The sequence below is a fragment of the Cyanobacteriota bacterium genome (genome assembly GCA_027618255.1).
Taxonomy (GTDB): Bacteria; Cyanobacteriota; Vampirovibrionia; order LMEP-6097; family LMEP-6097; genus JABHOV01.
The window spans coordinates 1-12,043 of record JAQCFG010000009.1; the positions used below are offsets into that span (position 1 = coordinate 1).

Genomic DNA, 12,043 nt, shown 5'->3' on the forward strand with positions numbered 1-12,043 from the left:
TGAGGTCTGAACCGTTAAGGTCAATTGTTGTATTTGCATCCATAGACATCGCGTCTTTGAAATCTTCAAAGTCTAGTGAGTCAGCAGCAACAGTTGCAACGACACCAGTTAAAGCCGCTCCATTACCCAAGAATGTACCATTGACAGTTCCTGTAGAAAGTACGTTACCATTGATTTCTAAAGCATGAGTCGGAGTGTTAGTACCAATACCCAAATTAGTACCAACTGGAATAGACTGAACACCTGTACCCAAATCAATTGCAGCAAAAACTTGACTACTTGCCAAAATCAAAATTATTAAAACTGTTATTAATCTAGAAAACATCCTGTCTATTAATGTTTGCCCAATAATGCCAATTAAGTTCACTAGGCTAAATAGTCTAAAGAGAGTCTTTACCACTAAACCATTTAGTATATTTGACATTATTTATTAGACCTACTTATCTCAATCCACTCAGTATCACCTGTGTCATACATTAGTACTAGAGTATCTTTATCACCCAAAGTCACACTTGCTCCATCAGTTAATGCCAAACCTGCACCTTCATCAAGCCTTACAGTATTAGTATCGTCAGTTCCCTTGATAATAATAATTTGACCATCAGTTCCAGTTGCAACTTGAGGTACAGAAGTTAAATTAACAGCTCCACCATTACCAACAACTTTGACAATAGAATTAGCTACAGCAATTGTAGTACCCACACTCAAGCTCTGTACTGCACCTGGTATCAAGGCAAGTGAACCATTTATCTCTAACCTGACACTTGGGCTAGTAGTGCCTAGACCTACTGAACCAGTAGAACTATCTACATATATATCATCTGTGTTAACAATAAATGAACCATCAGCGCTACCGTCAATTACAAGACTCGTTACTCCTGTCACATTGTCTGAGTCATCAATAATCACCGCCGATTGCTGCACTGCCTTGGATCCACCATTACCACGTACAACAGAATTATCAGCAATAGTACTAGATGAACTAACATCACCACCACCAGAGGCAACTGCCCAACTAGCATTACCATTAGCGTCTGAAGTTAATATCTTTCCACTACCAGCAGCACTTGGGATTAAAATACTTCCATTAAACTTGGCTGTTGAACCATTGATAAATAAAGAAGTGCCGTTAAAGCTAGAACCGATTATAGTGGCTGTATTAATAGCAGGGCTAGTAAGAGTTTTGTTGATTAGAGTTTGAGTATCTGTTGTACCAACAACTACTCCACTTGGATCGGCCTTTGTAGCCCAATCATCCAAATCAGCATCGTAAGCTTGCACGTCAGCACCAATGACCAAACCTAAATTAGTTCTTGCGGTTGATGCATTATCAATATCACTTAAATTATTTCCATTATCCATGGAGCCGCTGCCACCACCAGAAGCTGCTGCCCAAGTTGCTACCCCACTAGCGTCACTAGTTAAAACATAGCCAGCATTTGCACCAGTAGGAATCAATAGAGAACCATTGATTTTCAAACTATCATTGACTTTAACCAAGCTGGTACCATTCAGCTCAACAGAATCAAGCAAAGCATTGGTAATTTCATAACCAGCCATATTTAAGTTCTGAGTTGCAGTATGATTACCGAGATTGTCACCATTAACATTGGTTGATGAATCAATCCATGAAACAAGACCGTTACCATCAGTACTCAAAACATAACCAGCAACAGCACCACTTGCAATAGTAAGAGTACCTGTAATAGCTGTGTTACTAAGTGTTTTACCAGTCAGTGTCTGTGCTCCAGTAGTTTGAATCACAGTTGAAGGAAGTGGAGTCGTCTGCACAAGCGTTGTATTTGTTGAAGTTCCTGCGCTCGTATTACTAATAATCTTTCTTATTCCACCAGCAGTAAAATAAAGATCATTACCCATAACCTCAAGAGCACCATCAACAAGCTCAGCACTAAGAGAACCTGGCTTGATTCGTAATGCCGGTTGATCACCAGCTCCAGCCTTGATATCCAAGTAGGCCTGTGGTGACTCAATACCAATACCCAAACTTCCATTACGGCTAAAAGTAAATTCATTAACAGCGGTACTATCAACAGAAATCCCTAGACTACCAGCCGAAGTATATTTAACTGTCGCTTTATTTGAAGCATCAAGCCCCAAAAAGAATTGTTGATAAATATCAGTATCATTTAAAACCAAAGTATCTACTGACGTGTCACCACTCAATTCATTAGTATTAATACGCTGCACCGGTAGTGCCGTCTGCTCCGTTTTTTTTCATTAACGGAATAGCAACTGTATATTTGCCATCTAATTCTTTATATACAGATGTTTCTGAAGTCTTACTTGGTCTTGCCAAGAAAGATACATTCTGTAGAATATATTTCAACTGACAATCATCAAAAACATCTTCAGCACAATCAGCTGCTGTAAGTTCACTAGGATTGACTTGATCAGGCACATTGATTGCAGTTAATCCTAGTGAATAAACATTGACAAGTATTCCAGAAGCATCATAGACATCAAGATAGATATCTTCTTGTGCTTCTATCTCACCAATTTGAATAGTGAATCTAGAATTGGCCGCTTGTCTATCACTAAGTAAAAGTGGTGAGACAGTATTAATAATCTGTTTTTGACCACTTACTAATCTATAAGCATCGATTTTATAATTCTGTGGATAAGTTTTTTTTGTAGCAAGAGGCAATGCATTCATCCTCAAGCGCAAACTTGCATCTTCACTCAGCAAATCAAATTCAAGATCATTAGAATTAACCGTTAAAGCTAAACCAGTATCAGAACCCTGGTCTAAATTAACAATTTGATATTTCAATTGAGCTCTTGCGTGAGCTGCACTTAAAACCAAAACTTGGCCCATAATCAAGAAAACTGCTAATGATTTTGAAATTAATGATTTAATCTTCATTCTATATTCAAGTAATTTTTTTACCCAGTTAGGTAGATCGACTTAATTCCTTAAATCTAAAGAGCCCCATCGTATATTAGTAATCATTAATCTTTTCACCACCCTATATAGTCTATATTGACTATATTTATTAAGCCGAAGTTATTAAACGGTGTTTAATAATAACTTATTTCCTCTAAACTTGATATTTGGACCTATTTCAGGGGATGATGAGTACTAAGTAACGATAAAGAGAAATCTACTAATGAAGACACTCAACGAAACAACTCTACGTGATTTACCCAAGGCAGACCTCCATGTCCACCTTGATGGATCTTTGCGCTTATCGAGCTTAATTGAACTTGCCAAAGAGCAGAAGATAGAACTTCCATCTTATAGCGAAGCTGGTCTTCGAGAATTAGTCTTCAAAAATCAATACAAAGATCTTCCTGATTACTTACAAGGTTTTCAATTTACCTGCGGAGTGATGCAAGACCTGCAAGCTCTTGAAAGAGTTGCCTATGAATTTGCTTGGGATGCCTATCATGATGGAGTCGTCTATATTGAACCTCGTTACTCTCCTGATTTACTCAAATCGAATAAAACCAAAAGTCATGAAGTCATAAGCTCAATAGACAAAGGACTCAAGAGAGCTAGTCTTGAAATCAATGCTCTCATTGATAAAGAGAACCTTGATTTAGCTCAAGAACAAAAACCACTTCATCCTGCTTTTGTATATTCACACATCATTTGTGCGATGCGCATGTGGGATCCACAACAATCGCTAGAAACTATTCAATCAGCGATGCTCACCAAAGAAAAACACAACTTACCAATCATGGCGATTGATCTTGCTGGTCCAGAAGACGGTTTCCCGGCAATTGATCACGCTGATGCCTACACCTATGCACACAAAAATTTCTTATACAAAACAGTCCATGCCGGTGAGGCTTACGGTCCAAGTAGTATCTTTCAAGCAATCACGAATCTCTATGCCGATCGAATCGGACATGGTTTCCATCTTTTTAATAAAGAAATGATCAACACCAAAGATCCAAGCAAAGCAAACAACTATGTCGATAATTTAGTTCAATATATTGCAGAAAAAAGAATCACACTTGAAGTTTGCCTCACCAGTAACCTGCAAACTCTTCCTGAGCTCAACAATGACCCAGCGAATCATAGTCTTGCCAAGATGCTAGAACATGGTATTAGTGTTGCAATTTGCACAGACAATACTTTAGTTTCAAACACAACCATTAGCAAAGAATTATCACTTGCCGCTAAGACTTTTAATCTATCAAATAAAACCATCAAAAAACTAATCATGTATGGAATCAAACGAAGCTTTTATCCTGGTAGCTATCTTGAAAAAAAGAAGTATATAGATCAGTGTAGTAAGTATTATGATTTCATTGCGGAGCAATGAAATTGCCTACGCTTGCGATACAAGCCTATGATATTTCTAGAAATGCTAAAATCACTGCTAGATGTCAATCTACTTAGACAACGCAGCTACCACCCCACTCGCTCCAGAACTTATAGAGCTACTTAACGAGCTGAATACAAATCTCTATGCAAACCCCAGTAGCCTTCATAGTGCCGGTCGGACAGCAAAGAAACAACTCAATCAAGCACGCAAAACAATTGCTGCAATCCTCAAAGCCGAGCCAGAAGAAATCATCTTCACCAGCGGAGCCACTGAAGCCAATAACTATGTTTTTCAAATTTGTGATTATGACCTCATCATCACCAGTCCAGCAGAGCATGCAAGTGTCTTAGAACCCGCAAAGTCCTCTGGCAAAAACATCATTTGGTTAACCCTCAACAAAGAGGGCTATATTAATTTAGAAGAACTAAAATCCAAACTTGAAGAGAATTCACAGAGGAAAATCATGCTCTCATTAATGCATGGCAACAATGAGATTGGTACAATCCATGACATTGAAACAATTGCAACACTCAAGGCTCAATACCCCAATGTGATTTTTCATAGTGATTGCGTGCAAAGTTTTGCCAAATACGATATTGATTTAAGCAAAACTCCAATCGATCTAATCTCAGCTTCAGCTCACAAAATCCATGGACCAAAAGGAGTTGGCTTACTATATATAAGGAAGCAAATTCAAACTGACCAAGCACTGATTATTGGTGGCGGTCAAGAATTCTCACTGCGCTCAGGCACCGAAAACCTCAATGGCATTATTGCTTTTGCTAAAGCAGCTCAGTTAAGTCAAGAGCAAGACTCCAAGCTAGAAGAACTACACAACTATTTATTCAAACAGCTCAAACAAATTGATGGACTGATCATCAATGGACCACAAGAAGTTCAAAGACGACTAATTGGCAATATGAACATCAGCCTCAGCAAATTAAAACTAAATTCAGAAGAACTCGTTTTACAGATGGACCTAAAAGGAATTGCTATTTCTTCAGGCTCTGCATGTTCATCCAATAAAGCTAGCGCTTCAATAGAAAGCTCTTATGTGCTGCGAGCCTGCCAGATTACTGATGACCTTGCCACCAAAGCTATTAGAATATCCGTCTCAAGGTTTAATAATAAAGCTGAACTAGACCAGTTATGCGACATAATACGTAAATTATCTTCGCAATTCTCTTGACTTGTTACTTGACTAAAGAATCTGGGATAATCATTGGATAGGGACTTGCCTAAAGTCTTGATTTGCATACATGTCAGAAAATCACATACAACTTGATGACGAACTTGAACCAAGTTCAGAAGAACTTCTTGAAACAGAGGTCTTTGAAGAGAGCCTGAAAGAAAATGACGAGCTTGAAGAAGAGAAAAAAGACAAAGCAAAAACAACACTTAAAGAAAAAAAAGAAAGAGGCTCTAATGATGACAGTGTCTTCATGTATCTTAAAGAGATTGGTAAGATACCAACTCTCACAGCCGAGCAAGAAATTCTAATCACTCGCGAAATTCACAAAGGCGGGACAGGTGGTGAAAAAGCAAAACGACAACTTGTTCAAGCCAACCTCCGACTAGTAGTTAGTATCGCAAAACGATATTCGTCAACCAATATCCAATTATTAGATCTCATTCAAGAAGGCAATCTTGGTTTAATGAAAGCCGCTGACAAATTTGATCACGCCAAAGGCTACAAATTCAGTACCTTTGCAACCTGGTGGATTAGACAAGCTATCAGCAGATCAATTGCTGACAAATCACGCACAATCAGAATCCCTGTGCACATGGTAGAAAACTCTAGTAAGCTCCGCAAAGTTATCACCAAACTTAGTAATGCTTTAGGTAGGCTCCCCACTGACGAAGAAATTGCCGGCACCTTAGATATCACAATAGAAAAACTTCACGAAATTCAGAACTTGCACATGAAAACTATTTCAATGTCCAGCAAAGTTGGTAGCAATGAAGATGGCTCTTCCCTCGCCGACTTTATTCAAAGCGACGATTCTTACGCCTCGCCAGACCAGTATGCAACTGCTCAATTACTTAAAGCCGAACTCAAAAATGTCATCAATGATCTTTCCGATGACGAACAAAGTGTTCTCATCCTCCGTTATGGTTTACTTGAAGATGAGCACCAAAAGATATACAACTTTGAAGAACTAGCAGAAATGCTAAATATGAGCAAAGACAAGGTCAAAAAGCTTGAAGCAAAGGCGCTGCGCAAACTCAAGGCGCATGTACTCAAGACCGGCAAGCTCCAAGAATTCATTTGATAACATAGCCCCAAAGTCCCATCTGCTGCGTTACGCTCATCCTTCAAAATCCTCATTGGCGGCTCAGCCAACTGCGGTTTTTCAGAACTCGCAAGCCTTGCATATGAACCTTTGGAACTATGTTATACGTGATAAAATAAACACATGAAGTACATCTTAGTTCTAATTCTTTTATTGTCACTCAACCCAGCCCAAGCTGGCGTTATTAAAGCAAGCGGATCACGTCAATGTGCTCTGACCAAAAATATTAATGTAGATGAACTTGTTGATAGTGCAGCAATCATTTTCCGTGGTAGCTTAGATTCCATTAGCCAATCAGAATCCAATGGCTTGCCAGTTCGAGAACTTCATTTTAAAGTATCAGACCCAATTAGAGGAGTTGATAGCAAATTACTCACTCTTAATGAATGGGCTTCTGTCAAGAGTCCCTTTGTTGAGGATGTCATCAAAAATAAGCCTTACGTATTTTTCTTTCATGAACCGAGCAAACTTGGTCTAACTTCATTAATTGGAATGGAACAAGGATTAGTCAATATCGACAGAGAAAATCGCCTTAAATATTCTAAACGACTAGGATTAAAGAAAGTCAAAAACTATTTCTTTATGCAAAGAACGACTGAGCTTGAGTTAAACGACTATAAATCACTTAGAGATTTTTGCTCTAAATAGTAGTAGACCTGTTTCGAAACAGGTCGCTCAAAAAAAGGTAGCAACCATGCGCAACGCATGTGTTGCCCCTCTAGAGAATAGGCTCCTGGTTAATTTTTGCTACAATATGATTATATATGACGGATTTCAAACAAGTTGAACAAAAAGCCAATGAGATAAGGATCAATTCTCTCAAAATGGTACATGCAGCAAACTCAGGACACCCAGGTGGCTCTCTTTCAATTGCTGATATTCTTGCAAGCCTTTATTTTGGTGGACATCTCAAACACAATCCCAAGAATCCAGAAGATCCCAACAGAGACATCTTGGTTCAAAGCAAGGGTCATGCCTCACCGGCTCTTTATTCTTGTCTTGGCTTAGCTGGTTTCTTCCCTATTGAAGAGACCATGAGCTTCCGTCAACTAGGTTCACGCTTTCAAGGTCATATCGATAGAATGAGAGTTCCAGGAGTTGAAATTTCAACTGGTTCACTTGGTCACGGACTTTCCAACTCTGTTGGTATTGCATTAGCTGCCAAACTAGACAAGCATCCACGTAGAGTCTTTGCAATTCTTAGTGATGGTGAGCTGCAAGAAGGATCTAACTGGGAAGCAGCAATGTCAGCGGCGCATTTCAAACTCAGTAATTTAACAGCAATAGTAGATCGCAATCGTATTCAACTAGACGGCTGGACAGAAACAACAATGGGCTTAGACCCACTTCCTGACAAGTTCAAAGCCTTTAACTGGGAAGTCATTGAAATCAATGGTCACAACTTAGAACAAATAGATCAAGCACTAACTAAAGCAGCAGCGCTTGGTACTGGTGAGAAACCAATCATGATTATTGCAAGCACGATCAAAGGCAAGGGCGTTAGCTTCATGGAAGATCAAGTCGCTTGGCATGGTGTAGCACCTCAAGATGCTGATCTAGCAAATGCGCTAAAGGAGCTAGTTTAAATTATGGGTCAACAATTAACAATGTCAGAAACTGGATGGAAATTAGGCGATATGGCAGCCACGCGCGAAGCCTACGGCAAAGCGCTCAAAGAACTTGGCGATAAAAATCCCAATGTAGTTGTGCTTGACGCTGACTTATCCGGCAGTACTCAAACCAAACATTTTGCTAAAGCGCATCCTGATAGATTTTTTAATATGGGAATCGCTGAGATGAACATGATCGGCACTGCAGCTGGGCTAGCTCGCATGGGCAAGATTCCTTTTGCTTCAAGCTTTGCAATGTTTGCAGCTGGCAGGGCTTGGGAGTTTGTGCGCAACTCAGTCGCTCATAACCATCTCAACGTCAAAGTTTGCGCGACACACGCTGGACTTACAGTTGGCGAAGATGGTGCTAGTCACCAAATTATTGAAGACGTTGCTATCATGCGTGTCATCCCAACAATGACAGTTATTGTACCTGCCGATGCAATCGAGGCTTATCAAGCAATTTATGCAATTGCAGAGTATGATGGTCCTGTTTATGCAAGACTCGGTAGAGCCAAAGTACCAGTGGTTTTTGATGAGAATTATCGTTTCCAAATCGGCAAAGCCGCGACCTTACTAGAAGGCAGTGATGTCAGCTTGATTGCTTGTGGTGTGATGGTTTATCGCGCGCTTGAAGCAGCCAAAGAACTTGCCAAACAAGGTATCAAAGCAGAAGTAATTAATATGGCAACTATCAAACCACTAGACAATGCTGCAATCATCAAAACTGCAACGAAGACTGGTAGAGTGATTACGCTTGAAGAGCACAATGTAATTGGTGGGCTCGGAGATGCTGTTGCAGCAGTAATCTCTGAAGAAGTAGATACTAAAGTCAAGTTCAAACGCATGGGCATTGAAGACAAATTTGGACAATCAGGAGATGGAATGGCTCTACTAGATCATTACGGCTTAGCTGTCAGTGACATAGTTGTAGAAGCTACACGTCAATGCAAAGCATAAGCAAAATCATATTTTGTTACGCCTTACTCTGCCTCAGCAACTTCGTTGAGCTGCCGTTTTGGGCTTTCTCTGGTGATAGCTTAGTAGTTTATGATTATCGCCTTCTTTATATAACTTGTTTTATTCTTAGTCTTGCTTTCAAAAACAACTATGCCTTTATCGCTTCTTGCCTCTATATCATTTCAGGTTTAGCCGGCTTACCAATATTTGCTTTTGGTGGCGGCATAGAATATATTTTTGAACCAAGCTTTGGTTATATTCTAGGACTTTTAGTTATTAGTTTATTAGCTTTTTATAGCAAAATACACATCCCAGAAATTGGCGTGCGCACATTCAGAGACAAAAGCATACTGCCCTTGATGTCTATTGTCTTTGCACATGCGCTGGGCTTGATTTACCTATTAGGCACTCAGAGATTGGATTTAGACCACTTTGCCAGCATGACTTTATATCAGATATTTTATGACTTGTTTATAGCTCATCTTGTTATAATTATTCTATGAACCAAACCATAGCAAGACCTACAACTAACAAAATCGGACTCAAGATCCTCAAGCTAGATCCAGCAGTAGAAACACCATTCTACGGCTCAAGTGAATCAGCGGGTTTTGATCTGCGTGCTTTTATTCCTCAGCAGCAGGAAGTCACTATCAAAGCCAACGGCGGTCGTGCCAAAATAGAAACCGGGCTCAAGTTCGTTACTCCAATTGGTTTTGAAGTGCAAATTAGACCAAGATCTGGACTCGCGTTCAAGCATGGTATCTCTTTAACTAACACGCCGGGTACTATTGATTCGGATTATCGCGGTGAGATTCAAATCCTTATGATCAACCATGGTAACGAAGACTTTGTCGTTAAACACGGCGAGCGTATTGCTCAAGCAGTTATTGCACCTGTGTGGCAAGCGGAGTTTGAAGAAATCTCTGAATTACCAAGTGAAGAGAATAATGATAGAGGTACTGGTGGATTTGGTAGTACTGGGGTTAAGTAATCTAAATTAATTCAACTTCGCAATAACGTCATCAATCTTAGACTTATCCACTGAACCAACAAGTTGTTCAACGGGCTTACCGCCCTTAAAAAAGATCAAGTTAGGAATAGAGTTGATTCTAAATTTAACAGCTGATTCCGGGTTATCGTCAGTGTTTAATTTAACTACTTTGACTTTACCAGCATACTCTTCGGCAATTTTGTCGACAGTAGGAGCAAGTGCTCTGCAAGGCCCGCACCATGGTGCCCAAAAATCTACCATTACTGGGATATCTGATTGCAATACTTCTGCTTCAAAATTACTATCTGTTACTTCTGCTGTCATACTGTTAATTATAACATTGCTATAGGTGGCGGGCGTGTAAACGCCGATGGTGGTTATGCCACTACATAGACTTGCTGACTAAGCAGGGCAGAAAGCCCGTAAGCAGTTCGCTCTACGCGAACTTGACGGACGACTATACATAGATGTCAATAATCAATCCCTGCAACTCCCCCAGTGAATCAACAAGCGCAAGCTCAGCTTGCTCAGTAGCAAATAACTCCTCTGCCAAAGCATCAAGCTTGGAATCAACAATCTCTATACGCTGAAAATGATCGTCCTTACTTTGAGAATCGTAAGCATGATCGCGAATATCTGTAAGAAAATCTTTCAAGTCTTTAACGTAAGACTTGACGCTTGAATCAAGAGGATGATGCAAAACAACAACACCTTTGGCGCGAAGACCTGCCAAACGATCTTGCATTGCTTCAAGCTCAGGTTTGGATTTAAGTTTGGGCTCGGTAACTGCCTTTAATCTCTCTAAGAAATTAGGTTTTTTGACTGTCTTCGTGATAGTTTCTGCCAATTTAGCTGAATCGGCCACCTTAGAGTCTAGGTCAGTAGCAGCATCCTTGGCACTGGGCCTTTGGAAAGCATCAAGGGAATTATTGCCAATTCCGGATATCGCATTAAGTGACATATAAACAATTTCCCCAAAAAAACAAGGCTTTGGACTAATCTATATGTACGATTTCTTAAGGAAAGAACCTGTTTCGAAAGAAAGTTTCGATCTACAGGTCGCTCAAAAAAAGCTAGCAACCGCGCGGAATGCGCGTTTGCCTTTGGAGATAATTCCGACTTTAAAACAAGTCTAATAGGCCAGTAGGAGTGGGTTTTTCAGTGAATCCTTAACCTAAATACTAAAAAACCATGTATATCAGTTAAATAACAGCCTAGATTTGCTAAGATTTTGTGCTTATGGCAATCGAATTACAAATCAAACCCAGAGAAAACAAGAAAGCTAAGGCTCTTCGCAGAGAGGGGCAAATCCCAGCAACAATTTATGGACCAGAAATTGAGCCAATAAATCTACAACTTGGGGCCAAAGATTTTTCGCAACTACCTTATGCTGATTACACACACCTTATTGATCTTAAAGATGGTGGAGCAGGACATGAAGTACTAATTAAAGACATCCAAAGAAATTTCGTTAGTCGTGATGTTCAAAGTATTCAGTTTTACAAAGTTAAACGTGGACACAAAGTTACAACTAGAATTGCATTTAAGTTTGTTGGTGTTTCACCAGCTGTCAAACTTGGTGCTGACTTCATTATCGGTCACAAAGAAGCTCACGTTCGTTGTCTTCCAAAAAATATTCCTTATTCAATTGATATTGATATTTCTGTTCTTAAACAAGATGGAGATCACATTACCTTTAATGACCTCAACCTTGATCCAGCAGTTTTAGAACTTCTTGATCCTGGTAAAGAGATTGTTTGCAAAGCTCAAGCCAAACGTACAGATCACACTATCGAAGCTGCTCCTGCTGAGGTTGCTGCTCCTGCTGAAGTTGCTGAAGCCAAAAAAGCTGACGCTTAATTCCATTTCAACAACAAGTCCCAAAATACTTAC

General features: G+C 39.7%; 14 protein-coding genes. 9 read left to right on the forward strand and 5 right to left on the reverse strand.

Going from position 1 to position 12,043, the window contains the following annotated elements:
• From O3C63_02215 to O3C63_02225, 3 genes are all read right to left on the reverse strand, one after another.
• The coding region (locus tag O3C63_02215; GenBank protein ID MDA0771736.1) for a hypothetical protein at positions 1-424 on the reverse strand (424 nt) is incomplete at its 3' end.
• The gene (locus O3C63_02220; protein MDA0771737.1) at positions 424-2,208 is read right to left on the reverse strand and encodes a hypothetical protein; all 1,785 of its coding nucleotides are present in this window, start codon (positions 2,206-2,208) and stop codon (positions 424-426) included. The genes O3C63_02215 and O3C63_02220, both read right to left, overlap by 1 nt.
• On the reverse strand, positions 2,195-2,884 hold the full coding sequence (locus O3C63_02225; GenBank protein MDA0771738.1) for a hypothetical protein: 690 nt from the start codon (positions 2,882-2,884) through the stop codon (positions 2,195-2,197). The genes O3C63_02220 and O3C63_02225 overlap by 14 nt, the downstream gene beginning before the upstream one ends.
• A 244-nt stretch (positions 2,885-3,128) precedes the next feature.
• On the opposite strand from O3C63_02225, the gene O3C63_02230 reads away from it, so the two are divergent.
• From O3C63_02230 to dut, 8 genes are all read left to right on the forward strand, one after another.
• Positions 3,129-4,292, forward strand: coding sequence for an adenosine deaminase family protein (locus O3C63_02230; GenBank protein ID MDA0771739.1), 1,164 nt, complete (start codon positions 3,129-3,131; stop codon positions 4,290-4,292).
• Between the two features lie 61 nt (positions 4,293-4,353).
• Positions 4,354-5,484: a cysteine desulfurase family protein gene (locus tag O3C63_02235; protein ID MDA0771740.1), complete on the forward strand. Its 1,131-nt coding sequence runs from the start codon at positions 4,354-4,356 to the stop codon at positions 5,482-5,484.
• A gap of 70 nt (positions 5,485-5,554) precedes the next feature.
• Entirely contained in the window at positions 5,555-6,568 is a 1,014-nt protein-coding gene (locus O3C63_02240; GenBank protein MDA0771741.1) for a sigma-70 family RNA polymerase sigma factor, read from the forward strand.
• Positions 6,569-6,712: 144 nt separating this feature from the next.
• Entirely contained in the window at positions 6,713-7,237 is a 525-nt protein-coding gene (locus tag O3C63_02245) for a hypothetical protein (GenBank protein MDA0771742.1), read from the forward strand.
• Positions 7,238-7,353: 116 nt separating this feature from the next.
• Complete coding sequence (locus O3C63_02250; protein ID MDA0771743.1) at positions 7,354-8,175, forward strand: transketolase; 822 nt, start codon at positions 7,354-7,356, stop codon at positions 8,173-8,175.
• Between the two features lie 51 nt (positions 8,176-8,226).
• Entirely contained in the window at positions 8,227-9,159 is a 933-nt protein-coding gene (locus O3C63_02255) for a transketolase family protein (protein ID MDA0771744.1), read from the forward strand.
• Entirely contained in the window at positions 9,147-9,662 is a 516-nt protein-coding gene (locus O3C63_02260) for a biotin transporter BioY (protein MDA0771745.1), read from the forward strand. Before O3C63_02255 ends, O3C63_02260 begins: the two co-directional genes overlap by 13 nt.
• Complete coding sequence (gene dut, locus O3C63_02265) at positions 9,659-10,150, forward strand: dUTP diphosphatase (protein ID MDA0771746.1); 492 nt, start codon at positions 9,659-9,661, stop codon at positions 10,148-10,150. Before O3C63_02260 ends, dut begins: the two co-directional genes overlap by 4 nt.
• A gap of 6 nt (positions 10,151-10,156) precedes the next feature.
• Here dut and trxA read toward each other — a convergent pair whose 3' ends face one another.
• Entirely contained in the window at positions 10,157-10,474 is a 318-nt protein-coding gene (gene trxA / locus O3C63_02270; GenBank protein ID MDA0771747.1) for a thioredoxin, read from the reverse strand.
• A gap of 133 nt (positions 10,475-10,607) precedes the next feature.
• Positions 10,608-11,111 (reverse strand): DUF327 family protein, encoded by a 504-nt coding sequence (locus O3C63_02275; protein MDA0771748.1) that lies wholly within the window; start codon positions 11,109-11,111, stop codon positions 10,608-10,610.
• Between the two features lie 278 nt (positions 11,112-11,389).
• Here O3C63_02275 and O3C63_02280 point away from each other — a divergent pair, with 278 nt between their 5' ends.
• On the forward strand, positions 11,390-12,010 hold the full coding sequence (locus tag O3C63_02280; protein MDA0771749.1) for a 50S ribosomal protein L25: 621 nt from the start codon (positions 11,390-11,392) through the stop codon (positions 12,008-12,010).
• Positions 12,011-12,043: the final 33 nt, after the last annotated feature.